This window comes from Vibrio paucivorans, from assembly GCF_054053395.1.
This window is the reverse complement of sequence record NZ_CM133230.1, coordinates 1606861-1622825: the sequence shown is the minus strand read 5'-3', so window position 1 is coordinate 1622825 and position 15965 is coordinate 1606861. Positions and strand designations below refer to the sequence as shown.

Sequence of the window (15965 nt, the reverse complement as noted above, 5' to 3'; positions counted from 1 at the left end):
CTTAGTTTGATAGTTGCACGGCTGACTGCGTTGGAAACTCAACACGGCCTTGAATTAACCACTGTTCATCGTGTGGGGTAAGCTCAATAAACCATGGCCCCTGAAGTTCGTTATCGAGGGTAATTCGATATTGACCACGAGCATCTGACGTAACAAGCTTAGTGAAATCATGATCTGGAAGGGTACGATGCGCAAACATAGCGGTGATCGCTGGGTAGTGCTCTAATTCGCCTTTATCAAACTGAATTACAACTGAGTTACCGTCCGAACGGACTTCTGCTTCAAGACCTAACTCTTTCGTAACGTTGACTCTTGAGATGTTGACATTAATACCTTTACCTTTCTTGTAGTAATCTTCAGTAACGAGGTGAACTGAATGGTTAGTAAGTATCGCGACTCGAACCAACGTTAGCATCGAAACACCAACGGTTAGGAAGAGCAAAAACCAGGGCCAAAACTGCTTATACCAAGGCTGTTCCATATTATTATTCTCAATATATACAATGAAATAAAACTAATGTTTTACAAATACTTAAGGCTTTAACTGTAAAAGAAAGACAGCCCCTTAAAAAGGGGCTGTTATTGTTATGTTACTCTTTATCTGAGTTACTGAGGCTCCAGACATAGGCAGAGACGAGTTGAACTTTATCCTCACCTAGGATGTCCTTCCATGCCGGCATTACACCAGAACGACCGTTCATTACTGTTTCTGTTACTTCTGCACGAGAACCGCCAAATAACCAGTCTTGGTCTGTTAGGTCAGGAGCACCAACTGCAGGGTTACCCTTACCATCTGTACCGTGACACGCAGCACATACGACGAAGCGAGCTTTACCTGCTTCAGCTTCTCGCGCGTTCACTGAGCGGCCTGAAAGGCTTAGCGTGTAGCTTACCACTTCCTTTACACCTTGCTCACCAAGCGCATCTTTCCACGCAGGCATTTGACCAATACGGCCTTGCATTACAGTGGTAATGATAGCTTCTGGCTCTCCGCCATATAACCATGCATCATCAGTTAGGTTAGGGAAACCTTTCTGACCACGAGCATCAGAACCGTGGCACTGAGAACAGTTTTGCAAAAATAGGCGCTGACCTACTTTTACTGCTTCAGAATCTTCTGCGATTTCAGGAAGAGAACGAAGTGTTTCGCCATCTTCTTGGTACGCAAGCTTCTTAAATGCTTCACCAAAGTACGTATCTGCATCGTCTAGTTCTTTTGCATACTGAACCAGCTGTTTGTTCTCTTGAGCGCGAGCGATAGATGCTTTTGACTCTTCTAAAGAACGAACTGTCTGATCTGAACTTTGCCAGCCCAATAGACCCTTATAGTTACCTAGCCCAGGGTAGAGCGTTAGGTAAATAGCGGCAAATACAAATGTACTTACGAAAAGATACGTCCACCATTTAGGTAGTGGGTTGTTTAGCTCACGAATACCATCGTACTCATGGCCCATGTCTGCACCTTCTTCAACGCCTGTTTTATCTTTCAGACACCAAAGGAGAATTGCTGCACAGCCAAGTAATGTACCAACGGTGATTACGATGATCCAAAGACTCCAAAAAGTAGTCATTACTTAGTCACTCCTTTTTCTTTTGAGGGTGCTTGTTCTTCGTCAGCAAAGACTAGATTAGCGGCCTCGTCGAAGCGCGACTTACGGCTCTTGCCATATGCCCACCAAACAACACCGATAAAGCTAACGAACAACACGATGGTCCAAATACTGTGAATAGTACCTATATCCATAACCATCCCCTTACTTCATTGCGTGACCAAGAGATTGAAGGTAAGCGATGATGGCATCCATCTCGGTTTTACCTTCTACATCTTTAGACGCATTAGCGATTTGTTCATCTGTATATGGAACACCAAATTGATTACGGAAGATCTCAAGTTTCTTCTGAGTCAATTTGCCATCCAATACGTTTTCTTCCAGCCAAGGGAACGCTGGCATGTTTGATTCAGGTACTAGTTCACGTGGATCTAGTAGGTGAACACGGTGCCACTCATCTGAGTAACGTCCGCCAACACGTGCTAAATCTGGACCTGTACGCTTAGAACCCCATAGGAATGGGTGTTCCCAAACGTGCTCACCTGCAACAGAGTAGTGACCGTAACGTTCAGTTTCCGAACGGAAAGGGCGAATCATTTGGCTGTGACAAACGTTACAACCTTCACGGATGTAAACATCACGACCTTCCATTTCTAACGCTGTGTAAGCACGTAGGTTCTCTACAGGCTCAGTCGTTTGTTTTTGGAAAATCAGTGGCGTGATTTCTACAAGTGCGCCTAAGCTGATTGCAAATACGATCAGAATTGCTAGCAGACCAACGTTACGTTCAACGATTTCATGGCGATTATTCGAATTAGAACTCATTCTTAAATCTCCTTAAGCTGGCTGCTGGATAGCTTTAAGGCTATCTTTTGGCGCTGTAACAGTTTTGTACGTGTTGTATGCCATTAGGAACATACCTGCTAGGAAGATGAAACCACCTAGGAAACGTACAAAGTAGAATGGGTAAGACGCTTGTACAGATTCAACAAAGCTGTATGTTAGTGTGCCGTCAGAGTTAACTGCACGCCACATTAGGCCTTGCATAACACCAGAAATCCACATTGCTACGATGTAAAGAACCGTACCAATCGTTGCCAACCAGAAGTGCGTGTTGATTAGGCCAACAGAGTACATACGCTCTTGACCGAACAAACGTGGAACTAAGTGGTAAACCGAACCGATAGATACCATTGCAACCCAACCTAACGCACCAGAGTGAACGTGACCAATAGTCCAGTCTGTGTAGTGAGATAGAGCGTTCACTGTCTTAATCGACATCATAGGGCCTTCAAAAGTAGACATGCCGTAGAAAGAAAGAGAAACAATTAGGAAACGTAGAATAGGGTCGTAGCGAAGCTTATGCCAAGCACCAGACAGTGTCATGATACCGTTGATCATACCACCCCAAGATGGAGCGAATAGAACCAAAGACATCACCATACCTAAAGACTGAGTCCAGTCTGGTAACGCTGTGTAATGCAAGTGGTGAGGGCCAGCCCAAATATATAGAGAAACTAAAGCCCAGAAGTGGACAATAGATAGACGGTAAGAGTATACCGGACGTTCTGCTTGTTTAGGTACAAAGTAGTACATCATACCTAGGAAACCAGCTGTCAGTAGGAAACCTACCGCGTTGTGACCGTACCACCATTGAACCATTGCATCGACTGCACCTGAGTAAATGGAGTAAGACTTCCCGTAAGAAACAGGGATAGCCATACTATTTACAATGTGAAGAACTGCAACAGTAATAATGAAGGCACCGAAGAACCAGTTTGCTACGTAAATGTGAGAGGTTTTTCGCTTGATAAGTGTTCCAAAGAACACCACAGCGTAAGCGACCCAAACTATAGCGATAGCGATATCGATCGGCCATTCTAGCTCTGCATATTCCTTACCAGAGGTGTAACCCAATGGTAGTGTGATTGCAGCGGCTAAAATAATCGCTTGCCATCCCCAGAAGGTGAAGGCGACAAGAGGGCCACCAAATAAACGTGTTTGACAGGTGCGCTGTACAACATAATAAGATGTTGCAAATAGTGCACTTGTACCAAACGCAAAAATAACCGCATTAGTATGCAGAGGACGTAAGCGACTGTACGTCAACCACGGCGTATCAAAGTTTAGCTGTGGCCAAACTAATTGAGCGGCAATCAAAACACCAACAGCCATACCGACAATTCCCCACAAAATAGTAACGAGGGTAAACTGACGAACGACCGTATAGTTGTAGTTTTGTTCAAGCTGCTTTTCTTGGCTCATTTGCATGCTTCCAATTTTTAATTAACTACACTTTACTTCCAACACGACAAATGTCGTAATGCCACCCAAATCCCTTGAAAATTGAAATCTTTACAGAAAATTCGATTTCCATTTCGATTTTAAATAAAAGTGGCATTTTCAGCCGACAACTATACTTGAATTAACATTTCAATGACAGAGTAGTAACCTTACACTCCATCTGGTTTTGGCCTTTTATTTCAAAACTTTGAACTTTGTTACACGGAGAAACTGAACACATGGCTGCAGAACGGCTGACAACTGGACGATTTGTTCAAATAATCATCATGTTATCGATCCTTGTCGGGGCATTTTTTTGGAAAACTTTTACATTTCAAGAGGAACAAATCGTTACATGTTCTCTTAAAGAGGAATGTATTTTTTATGTAAACGAAAATCAGATTGTGGCACGTCTGGAAAGTGGCACATTATCAATCAATAATTTTCCGCCTGAATGGCGCGTAAATAGTTCAAATGCCAGAGTGAAAACTGAGAAAAATGACCGTGTTGTTAGGTTTTCTTATCCAGAAGCTCTAAAGGAGTTACCTTTACAAATTGAGTTGGGTGATAACAAAGCAGTCAATGTCAAAATAAGGTTTTAATTGAATGTATTTACAAGAAAATTTCGCGCTAACAAACTATAAGTGATAGATTTCTAAACTATGAACCAGTACGAGTAATCGACGTGATCTTTAATGCACTTTAGTACCCACATTTCCGTAGCCCTCAATGAACCTGACGCAGTTGCTGAACTAGCTTCAGAAATAGACCGCGAACACCTTACGACGCTAGTGTGTTATTACACCCAGGATCATTCGGCAAACAAGTTACGAAGTCTATTAAGTCATAATTTCCCAGGAGTTCCTATTATGGGGGCATCAACGTGCAAAGGGGTTATGACTGAGAAAGGGGTTCACTTTGGTTGTGTAATCGGAATTATGGCTATTTATGATTCCGGCGTAAGTTCTTATGGGACAGCAACCGTTACAATTGCACCTTGTGACAATGTCACCACCTCCACGCAATTAGCGATAGAGAAAGCGCTTGAAAAAGCAGATCGAGTAGGGGAAGTACCTGGGTTTGTCTTATTACATGCGACCCCTGGACTCGAAGAAGAAATCATTGCATGCATTGATGATACATTTCATACGCAAGTCCCGATTATAGGTGGAAGCTCTGCAGATAATCATATTAAGGGACACTGGTCGATATTTAATGAGGATTTAAGCACCGTACAAGGTGTGGCATTGCAAGTGTTCTTTCCCTCCAGTTCGTTATCAACCGGGTTCAGTGCTGGCTATTCACCAACCGAGTTCGTGGGAACAGTCACCCGTGCAAATCAACGAGAACTGTTAGAGATTGATCATATACCTGCGCAGCAGATCTACCGAGAATGGGTATGTGACCATGCTGGTGTCGAAGTACCTAAGCACTTTGTATTCGAACTAGTAACTAAGTATCCACTAGGGCGCATTGCAGGCTCGTTATACGAACAGCCTTACTATAAATTGTCTCACCCGATCAGCTTTAGTGAAGAGCAGGGGCTATTGCTATTCAGTGATATTTCGGAAGGTGATCAAGTAACACTTATGTCTGGGGACCGAGATAAGCTAGTAGGGCGAGCAACACGCGTACTAAAAGAAGCGCAAAGGAACTCACTTAGACGCGATCAGATTGCAGGTGCACTCAGTATATTCTGTGCTGGCCCAATGTTGTATTTAGGTGAAGACATTCACCGAGTTCAATCGATGATTGTAGAAGAATTAGGAGATACCCCTTTTATCTGTCCTTTCACATTTGGTGAGCAGGGCCGTTTCATCGGTGGGGAAAACGCTCATGGTAATTTAATGATCTCCTCAGTCGTATTTTATTCTTAGTGGTGCATTTATGCGTTTGAAAGACAAAGAAGAATTGGCTGAAGCGCTTATAGAGCTCAAACAAAGCCAAGAAAGAGAGAAGCAACTAGCGGCAGAGAACCAAGCGATTCTTGATGCAATTTCGAGTATTACCGGGGCGGATAACAAGCACCATATCTTTCATGAACTGAAGCGCGTGCTTTCTCTGCATATAGATTTTTCTGACTTTGTGGTACTTAGTCGCACTCAGGGAGAAGATTCATATCGAACTTTTCTTACTTCTAACTCTGCATTTGTTAACGCGCAATGGGAGCAGTCTCCAAAATTTGAACGCGTTCTTGATGGTGAATGCACAATCCTGTTTGAGCCCAATAAACTTCAGGGTTTTAGCAAACTAAATCACTTCTTGAGAGATCATATACAGAGCGTGTTACTCACTGGTATTAAAACGACGATATCTGAATCGGTCATACTTTTACTTGGAGCGAAGAAAGGGCAGTTTAGTTTAGAGACGCGCGATACGTTGTCACGTTTTAGGCCTTTGCTAGAGCGAGCAATCATAGATATAGAACAAAAAGAAAGCCTTAAGGAACTGGTCGAGCTCAGAACACAAGAGCTTAAGTTAGCGCAGCAAAAAGCAGAGACAGCAAACGAAGCTAAATCTCGCTTTCTTGCCATGATGAGTCATGAATTACGTACTCCATTAAATACAGTGCTCGGCTTTATAGACTTGTTACAGGAAGATATCCAAACCCCTCAACACTTGGAAGCTCTGGACAAAATGGAGATTTCAGCTGAGCTATTGTTGGTATTGATAAACGATATTCTCGATTTGACTAGAATTGAATCCGGTAACTTCCCAATTCAAAAAACGTGGGTCGAATTACACAGTAAATTGAGTGTGATGTTGGAACATTTTTCAAAACTCGCACGAGATAAAGGCCTAGAGTTTCATGTGGATTTGAGTTTCTCGGAACGGGAAATGTTATGGGTCGATCCGACTCGCGTCATACAGATAGTGTTTAATCTAGTGGGTAACGCAGTGAAGTTCACAGAGCAAGGATATGTCTCTATTAAAGGAAAGCTCGACAACGATGTCTTACGAATTTCAGTCGCAGATAGTGGAATTGGTATCGAACGAGATAGGCTCGAGCATCTCTTTACACCTTTCAAACAGGCCGATAGCTCAATTACACGTATGTATGGTGGTAGTGGTTTGGGCTTGTCTATCACTAAACACCTTACTACATTGATGAATGGTAATATTTCTGTTTCGAGTGTGAAAGGCAAGGGTTCGCAGTTTAGTGTCTCACTTCCTGTAGTCTCTAAACCAATTGAAAGCTCTCCAATCAGATTCACGCCTGACATAGAGTTAAGCAGTAATCTGAATGTTCTGGTCGTAGAAGATACGTATTCCAATCAGATGGTTATCAAATTGCTGCTAGAAAGAAGTGGTTACAACGTCACAACTCTAAACAATGGCCAGGAAGCGCTCGACTATCTTAAAGGGAACATAAAAAGTGTCGACTTAATTTTAATGGACATGTCGATGCCAATAATGGATGGTGTGACCGCGACAAGACACATCCATAAGTTGTGTAATATAACGCCCGTGATCGCGTTAACGGCTCATGCTATGGAGTGTGATAAACAAAAGTGTTTGGACGCAGGGATGAACGCATTTGTATCTAAACCTATAAGAAGCAAAGAAATCCATAAAGCGATAAAGATGGTTGTAAGCTAATAATCAGTTGAGAATCGAAGATTAACTAACTGATTATTAGGTATTTTATGGTAAATTACTATTATGTTTAATATTGTAGATTTAAAGGTGTAGGGAATAGGAATAGCGACATTATTCGTTCTTACTTAATATCATTTAACATAATATACATAATGCGCACTGTTCTATTGCTTTGTTAAACCCGTCCGTGGTCAGCATAAAAGTTCCGTAAGCCATTGTTATACCTAGCCCGTTATACTTTTTTGCAATGTTTGCCCACATCGCTTTTATGCTTGGATTTTCGTTACGGTCTGCGTGACAGCCCAGCATTGCTAGCTCTGGGTCTATATTTGCTCCTTGCGCTAGAAAAACCGCTTCCTCATCAGATAGATAGCGCTTTCCTTTTCTCATTTCGCTGATTCTAGGCGGTGGCATATTCAAGTCATGCGCAATTTGTTTGTCTTGTATGTAGTTTTGAGCCTTTTTATAGGCATCAAGTAGTTTTGATTGATACATAGCTAACCCTCATTTTCTTTCATTCTAGCTCATTGGTTACAGAAATTTGTATCTTGTAGTTACAAGAATCTGTAATTACAGTTACAAAATCTTGTATTTGACTGCCTTGGGCGTTTGCCCTTGACGCTCTCGCCCTTGGTGGTCAACCAATCAGTCAAAGGTGGTTGTTGTGTCAAAAGGTTTATCTGCATTCGTAATTGTCGTTGAAACTTCTTGTGGCCCTCGTTATTTCTCTAGGGTTGGTCTTAAAGGTCAAGTGATAACAGCTTGGTCTATCGCAGGTGCTGAGTTGTTCCTCTTACGTGATGATAAGCGCTATCAAGATGCTATTAAGAAACTCGACATTGCTAAAAAGAATTACACCATCTTTCAGGTTGAATGCGCTTTAAAACCAGTAGTAACTAATATCGACTTAGATAATTCATATTTGGATTTTAACAAGCCTGTTTCTAAGCGTTCTTCTACTGTCGAACTTGGGATGTATTAATCATGCTTCGCCTCGTTCACGACCTCAAAACCAACACTTTCGAGCAAATCGACTTTCAGGCCGTTGAAACGTCGATGCGTGAACGTTTGCCAGAACATCATGATAATCAGTTAGTTCAACCGATTGATTTTGTAGACCATAGCGATAAAAACAACCCATACAGAGCTTTACGTCGTCACGCATTGGAAAATAGCATCTACGCGCTAGACTATAGCGACCATGTGAAAATCACTTTTGAGAATCCATGCAATTTGGTATTCACTGCCATTCGTCGTCACGGTGATTTTTCTCGCCACATGAAGCGTACCTATCTCGAAGTGTCAGAGCAGAAAAACGCCCGTGAAGCTGAATTGCAAATTCAAGCGGCTCACTCGCGCTTAAGTCAATATGGCTACAGCGCTGCGATGTCAGATGATGAGATTCGCGAACTTGCCAAGGTCAAGTCTAAAGCGTTCACAAAGCAGCTTCTTACTATTGAGGGCGAGTCCAAGCGCTTTGCTAAAGCCTGTGAACTTCTTGATTCGTTGGGCTTGGCATTTCGTGATGAGTTGATTGCCCAAAAATCTCTTAGTGGTGAACTGTATTCACTCACTAATCGCGTATGTGATGAGATATTTTTGCGCAGACAATTACGCAAGAAATGTGCATTTACCGTTGAGCAAGTCGCTCGTGATTTGGCATTGGTTCAGCGTAGTAAACAAGTGTACTGCTCTGATTTTTCGGTACTTCGTCAACGTGAGCGTAATGTTTCTAATGAGCTAGCGCTCGAAAATACAGTGGCGTTCGACGTAGACGACAACGAAAACTGGTTCACTATCGCTGAGCTGGCTGAAAAGTCGGTATCAAATCCAGAGCTGCGCCGTGGTGAAATGTTCACGCGCTTGCGAGGCTTTGAGGAAATCGCGCAAGAAGAAAAACACTCCGCTGTATTTTATACGACTACCGCCCCTAGCCGCTTTCATCCTGTATCAAAAGGTGAAGTGAACAAGAAGTGGCTTGAAGCTGGCAAACCTACCGCTAAACAAGCGCACAATCACTTGATTAACGTTTGGCAGGAACTCGGCAAGGTACTCGCCAAGCGCAAAATCAAACTCTACGGTATTCGCATAGCGGAGCCACATCAAGACGGTACACCGCACCATCACTTCTTACTGTTTATGAAGTCTGATCACCGTGAATTTATCACCAAAGAATTTGAGCGTTTGGCTCTTAAAGACTCACCAGACGAAAAAGGCGCTAAAGAGTACCGCTTTAAGGCGGAAGTTATCGACCCGAAACGCGGTAGTGCTGTCGGGTACGTTTCAAAATATTTGAGCAAGAATATCGATGGTCAGCATATTGACTCCGATAAAGGCTCTCGCCTAAACGGTATCGAAGCGGCTGAGCGTGTAGTGACTTGGGCGCGAGTTAATCAAATCAGACAATTTCAATTTATCGGTGGTCCATCGGTCACGGTATGGCGCGAAATGCGCAGACTGAGAGACGAATTTAACGAGGAAAGCGCCGTGTTATCAGACATTTCAGAAACTGAGCACTACATGCTCGAAAAGATTCGCAAGGCAGCCGATGTCGGCGACTGGAAAGACTTTTGTTATGCCATGGGCGGCGTGTTTGTTAAGCGCAATGACCAGCCTGTCAGGGTGCAATACAACGCACCAGACGCAATTCAAAAACTATTGGAGTCCGGAGAGTTTTCCCCTACTCGCTTTGGTGATGAGGCTCAAGGCCGTGTATCTGGCTTGCTCTTTAGGCGTATATTTCTTTGCACTCGTTTCCGTACTTGGCAAACCGAAAACAAAGAGAAATTCCTAGCCGCTCAGAAAGGCATGATGAAATCCACAGTGGACTTCTTCGATGCTCTTGAGGCTGAGAACGAATATCAACGTATGGCTGAAGAGCGTTACCAGCAATACGAGGAACACGTTGCCTACGTCGAGGAGTTGGAAGCTCTTATGCTTTTAGGCGATATCGACGCCCTGTATTCGGTGGGCGCAGCCCCGCCGGATATAGGGCGGTGATTCGCCCTTGGACTTGTGTCAATAACTCCCGCTTTTAATTTTTTAACCGTCAAGAAAGGAAACAAAACATGAAACTCGAAGGCTTAATTTTAGATGACTCGGACATCATCCAAGAAACAAAACCTGCTCGTGGTACGGGTGAAGCTCAGCAAGTTGGCAAGCTAAAGCTCATCACGACTAACCCGACTTCAACTATTGAAGTCAAAATCAGCCCTGAATTATGGGCCAATGGTGAGGGTGGCAAAATCCTCAAAAACTGCATCGGTCAACGTATGCAATTCGAGGTTGAATATAAAGAATTCAGCTTTGGTAATGATGAAGGCAAACACGTTGCGTTAAACGGTTTTCACCTCTTTGCTCTGCCTCAAATCAATCAGAAATAGGCATCACTATGACCGATACCCAATTCAGCGAACTCATTGCCCTGTTGGAAAACTTCCAACTGATGCTCTTCATTGGCATCTGCATGATTTTGGCGGGTATCGGTTGGTTAATCGGAGGTCAACGATAAATGTCAGTTGAATTTATGGTCGGCTGTTTTTCGACGGCATTTATCCTTGGCTTCACTTCTGGCTATCAGATTTTGATATTCAAACGTGCAGCTGAGATTTCAGCAAGTAACTAACCAAACAAAGGATAAAGGTTATGAATCTATTCAAATCGAACAAAGTAAAAGTAGCAGTTGGTGTTGCAGCGACTGTGGGTATGTCTGTAGCGAACGCAGCGTTAACGCCTGAAGCGCAAGCGGGCTTTGATGCGGTGCAAGCCAATATCACTGACACGTTAGCGGCGGTATGGGTCATTGTACCAATCGCGGTTGCGGGTTGGATTGGCGTGAAGCTATTCCAGAAAGGTGCAAACAAAGCAACTTAACCCCCTCTATCTCTGGATGGTCAAGGCATCCAGTGTTTATCCCTCACAGTAAGGTTCAACGGAATGAGCATTAAGAAAAGTATCTATCAAATATTGGCCGTTGTGGGTCTTTTTCTGATTGCTTATTCACCCGTTTACGCGGGTTCCATCGTTAAATTGACCGCCAAAAACAACACCTATGAAGTGAGTTGTGGTTCTGTCGGCATGATAGTAGACATTGATTTCTTTATTGGGTGCACAATCACTAAACCTAGAACTGGTACCAATTATGGCGCGGCAACGTCTGCCTTTTTGGGTAGTGGTTATGTTCGTGTAGCAACTGACAAAAACAGTGGTCTTTCTATCTTTCAATACGCTTGGGCTTCTTGCCCTGAGGGTGAAGAAATAAACCCTGACACAAAGACCTGTGAAGCCGTCTGTGAGCCTCCCTCTGAAATCGACCCGAGCACTGGCGAATGTACGACTCCTGCCTTTTGTGACCGTGACTCAACATGGGACGAAATCATGGCGGCTGAACAATCATGTGCCGATTCTCAAGGCGTGTTCACGTATGAATGTAGCGACTTTTTCGAGTCGTTAGAGATGAAATGCACCCAGCCTCAAGAGTGCGTTATGGGTATGCCTAATTGGCCTGACTGTATGGGAGATATTGACCCAACAGACCCGATAGGAAAACCCATTGGAGATTTTAACCCGCCTACTGCAAACCCAAGCGCACCCAAACCGCCAGAATTTGATAAGCCTGAGCCTGACGAAGTGCTCCCAACCGAAACCACCGATACAGCAGTACTGGAAGCGATTCAAAATCTCAACCGAGACAATAACGCGGCTTTAAACGGTATTAACTCAGATTTGAATATCGGTTTTGCTGATACCAACAATCAGTTAGCGAACCTCAACAATACTAATAACGCCATCGGTCAATCCATCGTTGACCAAATGAACCAAGACTATGCCATACACCAATCCAACAAAGACCTGATGTTGCAGCAAACGGGCGCAATCATGAACCTTAACGAGGGGCTAGAAGATATTAATCAATCCATTACAGGGCAAACCATTCATTTAAGCGATGGCCTTGACGGTGTGACTGAGGCTATTGGAAATCTCGAACAAGCTTGTGAGCCAACGGCCGCGAATGGCTACTGTGAAAATCCCCATGGTATGGGAACGTCTTTGGTGTCAGACATCCACGACCAAATCAACACCATTGTCGATGACCAACACAGTGTGTTTTACGAAAGCGCGGCCTCTGCAGCAAGCAACATCATTGAAAACCCAATGACAGGCGACATTGAAGAAGTCATCAATTCTAATATCTCGACACTCATTGGTATTGTTGACGCTTCCGGTGATTGTACCCCGCTCTCCCTGCCCTCATTATCGGGCAACGCGACTGTCATTGATTGCGAGTTCTCAGCCAAATTTAAATCTCTGTTTGGTTTCCTACTCTTTGTCTTCACTCTATGGACTTTGATAGATATCTTGCTGACCGGAATCACTCCGCGCATTGCAGGAACTCAAGGCCATAACGACTACATTACCTAGGTGATTCTATGGCCGTTCCCGTGTTTCTTTTACCGCTCGCCTCCACCATAGGCAACGCGCTAAAGCTTCCCGCCATTGCGACCTTTATTGGTGGCCTCGCCGCTCAGATTATGGGCTGGTTTGCGGTTCGCATGAGCAAAGGACTAGCTTGGAACCTTACCGTGCTTACCATGGTGATTGGATTAACGCTCACGGTGGCATTCTCCATTAACGTGCTTATCGCTGGCCTATCCTACGTTGTCCCGCCCTATGTATCGAGTGGCTTTTCCATGTTTGTACCGTCCAATGCGGTGCCTTGCTTAAGTGCTATCTTCTCAGCGCGTGTTATCCGTTGGGTTTGGGAATGGCAGTTCTGGGCAATCAACAGGGTGTCATAGCATGGCTGTCTACTTCGTTACGGGTAAATTGGGCTCGGGTAAATCCCTCACCTCCGTTGGCCGTATTCAAGAAGCGTTCTTTCGTGCCGCTCCTGTCGCTACGAATCTCGATATCAATCTGGTACCGATGCTTGGCCGCATGAAAAAGCACACCAAACTCTATCGCGTACCGGACAAACCTACACTTCAAGATTTACAGGCTTTGGGGAACGGTAATAAGACCTACGATGAAAGCAAAAATGGGCTGTTGGTACTCGATGAATGTGGTACCTGGTTCAACTCCAGAACGTGGAATGACAAATCACGACAAGATGTGATCAACTGGTTTTTACACGCCCGCAAGCTCGGTTGGGACATCATTTTTATTGTTCAGGACATTTCGATTGTCGATAAGCAAGCACGCTTAGCACTGGCTGAGCATACCGTGTTTTGTCGCCGCCTCGATAGACTTCAAATCCCCCTTATCTCCACGGCTATTAAAGTGCTCACGTTAGGCCAGCTTAGTCTCAAGTTTCCCAAGCTTCACCGAGGCATTGTGAAGTATGGCGACAGCGCCCAATCGGTCACCGTCGATACTTGGACGCTTTGGGGCACAGACCTTTACGCCGCTTACGATACTAAACAAGCCTTTTCAGACCATTACGAGCACAAGACCTATTCTGTCTTGCCTCCGTGGTACACACATGGACGTTACACTGTCCCTTATACGGCCAAAAACATTATGCGTATAACCAAGATTTACCTACGTAAATACTCGCGAATGACTATGTTCATGGTAGGCGCGGTGCTGTCATTTATTATTACCACCTTTGTCGTACCAAAGCCCGAGCCTCAACAAATCGTGCAACTCGAAACACAGCAAACCCAAACGACTTCACTCAACCTGTCAGCCTATCGCATCGTGAGTTACGCCAAGCTTCCAAACCAACCGCTTTACTTTGAGATAGACAAATCCGGTCATCGAATCGATAGCGTCCAACTGGCCTCTTACGGCTATACGTTCAACTCCAAGTCCCGTTGCCAAATCACAATCAGTCAAGGTGAACAACATGAAATCCTCCGCTGCTAACCACACCAAACAAGACAACACCAGACTGACTACTTGGATGCTTTGCTCATTCCTCGTAGTGCTCTTTATTGCCATATCACCTAGAAAAGCCAATGCTGAAGCTACGACCTTTGAAACGTCTAACACCCCTATCTCTGAGTTCGTTGCTTGGGGCGCTCGTGAGTTAAACCAACCGATTGTCTTAGGTGCTGGCGTTATCGGCACAGTCAGCTTTACGGCACCAAACCTTGAACCGTCAGAATACGCATCGTTTTTCAATTCGGTGTTGAGCTCTCACGGCTACTGGGTGCAATATGACAACGGGCTCTACGTTGTAAAGCCTAAAACTGACTCCATTGAAGTTATAGAGCCATCGCTAGTAAAGCTCTACCGTCTCAACAACGTACGAAACACCAAGATAATTGACCTTATCGGCTCAACGTTATCGGCAACGAAAACACAAAGCGTAAAAGGCTCGTCGCTGGAAAACTTCACCGTAGAATCTTTACCAACAACCAATGCGATACTAGTGACAGGAACGGCAGACCAGCTTACGAAAATAGACGTGCTCATCAAAGGAATCGACCAGCCACAAAGACAAATCTTTATCGAAGCTATCATCACCGAAGACACTATCGATGATTCACAAGAAATCGGTGTGAACATGAGCTTAGCCATGGAGCATGCGGGGTTTGTGACCAACACGTCAGCAATCGATATGCTGACAGACAACGTCGCGGTTTTCTCCGGTGGAGACTTTAACGCTTTGATTAAAGCAGTGACGGCCAATGAAGATACTGAACTACTATCACGGCCAAATATCCTCGTCATGGATAGAGAACGTGGCTATGTCACCGTTGGCCAAAACGTACCCTTTCTTGTATCTAATGAAGTCACTGACGGCGGTACTCAAATCCAGCAAATCCAGCGTCAGGACGTAGGTGTATCACTCGAAGTCATCCCGCATGTTATTGGTGAAGAAGTCATCTTGCAAATCAACCAAGAATCACAAGCTGTCACTAACTCCTCGATAGCAACAGACATCATCACTAACAAGCGCACACTTCAAACAGTGGTTAAAGTTCAAGACAAGCAGACCATTGTTTTAGGTGGGTTAATCTCAAGTGATAGCCGCCAACGTGTATCTGGTGTGCCGGTTCTCAAAGACATTCCGTTGATTGGGAGTTTGTTCCGCTCAGAACGTAGAGAGAAAGTACAGAAAGAACTCAAGATAGTCATACGCACAACAGTTCTTTAAACACCAATAAAAAGCCGAACTCAGAAAGAGTCCGGCTCCACTCTGGCTTCTTTCTGAAGCTCTCATTCCATAGCAATTCAAGCAAAGGCACAACTTAGGCTAATGAAGCTTAAGCTGATGTGTAAAACATCAATACTGACAGTGAGATGTGGCTCGAAGCAATACATACCCCCACACAGAGAAGATTAGGTTCAAACTTGCTGCTATATGCTTGCATGTAGAGCGTGTTTGAAGCAGACAAACGAAGTGCGTCAGCATTATGACCTTTCCTTTATACCTCATTTTACTTATGACACTTATGCTAAAAAGAAGAGTTCTGGGATTCTTCCCAAAAATAGGACAACTTGCTAATATATGTATATATATACAGCCCCATGAGTTTATGTGATTTTTTACTGAGGGTTCAGTTTCTAGTAACCGTCCAGAGT

At 44.1% G+C, this 15965-nt stretch carries 17 protein-coding genes; 11 read left to right on the top strand and 6 right to left on the bottom strand.

Annotation, left to right across the window (positions count from 1 at the left end):
* Position 1 precedes the first annotated feature (1 nt).
* The 5 genes from ACXABW_RS07530 to ccoN all read right to left on the bottom strand — a co-directional run bounded on the left by ACXABW_RS07530 (position 2) and on the right by ccoN (position 3815).
* The gene (locus ACXABW_RS07530) at positions 2-481 is read right to left on the bottom strand and encodes a FixH family protein (protein ID WP_457524888.1); all 480 of its coding nucleotides are present in this window, start codon (positions 479-481) and stop codon (positions 2-4) included.
* Positions 482-590: 109 nt separating this feature from the next.
* Positions 591-1571 (bottom strand): cytochrome-c oxidase, cbb3-type subunit III, encoded by a 981-nt coding sequence (ccoP, locus tag ACXABW_RS07525; RefSeq protein WP_252030754.1) that lies wholly within the window; start codon positions 1569-1571, stop codon positions 591-593.
* The gene (locus tag ACXABW_RS07520; RefSeq protein WP_252030753.1) at positions 1571-1744 is read right to left on the bottom strand and encodes a cbb3-type cytochrome oxidase subunit 3; all 174 of its coding nucleotides are present in this window, start codon (positions 1742-1744) and stop codon (positions 1571-1573) included. The genes ccoP and ACXABW_RS07520 overlap by 1 nt, the downstream gene beginning before the upstream one ends.
* Positions 1745-1754: 10 nt before the next feature.
* Entirely contained in the window at positions 1755-2375 is a 621-nt protein-coding gene (gene ccoO, locus ACXABW_RS07515; protein ID WP_252030752.1) for a cytochrome-c oxidase, cbb3-type subunit II, read from the bottom strand.
* Between the two features lie 12 nt (positions 2376-2387).
* Positions 2388-3815, bottom strand: coding sequence for a cytochrome-c oxidase, cbb3-type subunit I (ccoN, locus tag ACXABW_RS07510; protein ID WP_252030750.1), 1428 nt, complete (start codon positions 3813-3815; stop codon positions 2388-2390).
* Positions 3816-4072: 257 nt separating this feature from the next.
* Here ccoN and ACXABW_RS07505 point away from each other — a divergent pair, with 257 nt between their 5' ends.
* From ACXABW_RS07505 to ACXABW_RS07495, 3 genes are all read left to right on the top strand, one after another.
* A complete protein-coding gene (locus tag ACXABW_RS07505; RefSeq protein WP_252030749.1) occupies positions 4073-4435 on the top strand; it encodes a hypothetical protein in 363 nt (120 codons plus the stop codon).
* A 162-nt stretch (positions 4436-4597) separates the two neighbouring features.
* Positions 4598-5710, top strand: a complete 1113-nt coding sequence (locus ACXABW_RS07500) for an FIST signal transduction protein (RefSeq protein ID WP_457524971.1) — start codon at positions 4598-4600, stop codon at positions 5708-5710.
* 10 nt (positions 5711-5720) lie between these two features.
* Positions 5721-7433, top strand: coding sequence for a response regulator (locus tag ACXABW_RS07495; protein ID WP_457524887.1), 1713 nt, complete (start codon positions 5721-5723; stop codon positions 7431-7433).
* A gap of 135 nt (positions 7434-7568) precedes the next feature.
* Here ACXABW_RS07495 and ACXABW_RS07490 read toward each other — a convergent pair whose 3' ends face one another.
* A complete protein-coding gene (locus ACXABW_RS07490) occupies positions 7569-7928 on the bottom strand; it encodes a DUF3693 domain-containing protein (RefSeq protein ID WP_457524885.1) in 360 nt (119 codons plus the stop codon).
* 169 nt (positions 7929-8097) lie between these two features.
* On the opposite strand from ACXABW_RS07490, the gene ACXABW_RS07485 reads away from it, so the two are divergent.
* The 8 genes from ACXABW_RS07485 to ACXABW_RS07450 all read left to right on the top strand — a co-directional run bounded on the left by ACXABW_RS07485 (position 8098) and on the right by ACXABW_RS07450 (position 15537).
* A complete protein-coding gene (locus tag ACXABW_RS07485) occupies positions 8098-8415 on the top strand; it encodes a hypothetical protein (protein WP_457524884.1) in 318 nt (105 codons plus the stop codon).
* Between the two features lie 2 nt (positions 8416-8417).
* Positions 8418-10433 (top strand): replication endonuclease, encoded by a 2016-nt coding sequence (locus ACXABW_RS07480; RefSeq protein WP_457524882.1) that lies wholly within the window; start codon positions 8418-8420, stop codon positions 10431-10433.
* A 68-nt stretch (positions 10434-10501) separates the two neighbouring features.
* Positions 10502-10816, top strand: a complete 315-nt coding sequence (locus tag ACXABW_RS07475; protein ID WP_457524880.1) for a chemotaxis protein — start codon at positions 10502-10504, stop codon at positions 10814-10816.
* Between the two features lie 262 nt (positions 10817-11078).
* The gene (locus ACXABW_RS07470) at positions 11079-11306 is read left to right on the top strand and encodes a major coat protein (protein ID WP_457524878.1); all 228 of its coding nucleotides are present in this window, start codon (positions 11079-11081) and stop codon (positions 11304-11306) included.
* 63 nt (positions 11307-11369) lie between these two features.
* On the top strand, positions 11370-12854 hold the full coding sequence (locus tag ACXABW_RS07465) for a hypothetical protein (RefSeq protein WP_457524876.1): 1485 nt from the start codon (positions 11370-11372) through the stop codon (positions 12852-12854).
* Positions 12855-12862: 8 nt separating this feature from the next.
* Positions 12863-13231, top strand: coding sequence for a DUF5455 family protein (locus ACXABW_RS07460; protein WP_457524875.1), 369 nt, complete (start codon positions 12863-12865; stop codon positions 13229-13231).
* 1 nt (position 13232) lies between these two features.
* Positions 13233-14300 carry a zonular occludens toxin domain-containing protein gene (locus ACXABW_RS07455; protein WP_457524873.1) on the top strand — a complete coding sequence of 356 codons (1068 nt, stop codon included), beginning with the start codon at positions 13233-13235 and terminating at the stop codon, positions 14298-14300.
* Complete coding sequence (locus tag ACXABW_RS07450) at positions 14281-15537, top strand: secretin N-terminal domain-containing protein (RefSeq protein ID WP_457524871.1); 1257 nt, start codon at positions 14281-14283, stop codon at positions 15535-15537. Before ACXABW_RS07455 ends, ACXABW_RS07450 begins: the two co-directional genes overlap by 20 nt.
* The last annotated feature ends 428 nt before the right edge of the window (positions 15538-15965 follow it).

What these genes read in the sequence shown, in the direction of transcription:
- ACXABW_RS07480 (WP_457524882.1), top strand. Translation starts at nt 8,418, where the DNA reads ATGCTTCGCCTCGTTCACGACCTCAAAACCAACACTTTCGAGCAAATC.
- ACXABW_RS07455 (WP_457524873.1), top strand. Translation starts at nt 13,233, where the DNA reads ATGGCTGTCTACTTCGTTACGGGTAAATTGGGCTCGGGTAAATCCCTC.
- ccoN (WP_252030750.1), bottom strand. Translation starts at nt 3,815, where the DNA reads ATGAGCCAAGAAAAGCAGCTTGAACAAAACTACAACTATACGGTCGTT.
- ccoP (WP_252030754.1), bottom strand. Translation starts at nt 1,571, where the DNA reads ATGACTACTTTTTGGAGTCTTTGGATCATCGTAATCACCGTTGGTACA.
- ACXABW_RS07490 (WP_457524885.1), bottom strand. Translation starts at nt 7,928, where the DNA reads ATGTATCAATCAAAACTACTTGATGCCTATAAAAAGGCTCAAAACTAC.
- ACXABW_RS07530 (WP_457524888.1), bottom strand. Translation starts at nt 481, where the DNA reads ATGGAACAGCCTTGGTATAAGCAGTTTTGGCCCTGGTTTTTGCTCTTC.
- ccoO (WP_252030752.1), bottom strand. Translation starts at nt 2,375, where the DNA reads ATGAGTTCTAATTCGAATAATCGCCATGAAATCGTTGAACGTAACGTT.
- ACXABW_RS07475 (WP_457524880.1), top strand. Translation starts at nt 10,502, where the DNA reads ATGAAACTCGAAGGCTTAATTTTAGATGACTCGGACATCATCCAAGAA.
- ACXABW_RS07465 (WP_457524876.1), top strand. Translation starts at nt 11,370, where the DNA reads ATGAGCATTAAGAAAAGTATCTATCAAATATTGGCCGTTGTGGGTCTT.
- ACXABW_RS07450 (WP_457524871.1), top strand. Translation starts at nt 14,281, where the DNA reads ATGAAATCCTCCGCTGCTAACCACACCAAACAAGACAACACCAGACTG.
- ACXABW_RS07520 (WP_252030753.1), bottom strand. Translation starts at nt 1,744, where the DNA reads ATGGATATAGGTACTATTCACAGTATTTGGACCATCGTGTTGTTCGTT.
- ACXABW_RS07460 (WP_457524875.1), top strand. Translation starts at nt 12,863, where the DNA reads ATGGCCGTTCCCGTGTTTCTTTTACCGCTCGCCTCCACCATAGGCAAC.
- ACXABW_RS07495 (WP_457524887.1), top strand. Translation starts at nt 5,721, where the DNA reads ATGCGTTTGAAAGACAAAGAAGAATTGGCTGAAGCGCTTATAGAGCTC.
- ACXABW_RS07470 (WP_457524878.1), top strand. Translation starts at nt 11,079, where the DNA reads ATGAATCTATTCAAATCGAACAAAGTAAAAGTAGCAGTTGGTGTTGCA.
- ACXABW_RS07505 (WP_252030749.1), top strand. Translation starts at nt 4,073, where the DNA reads ATGGCTGCAGAACGGCTGACAACTGGACGATTTGTTCAAATAATCATC.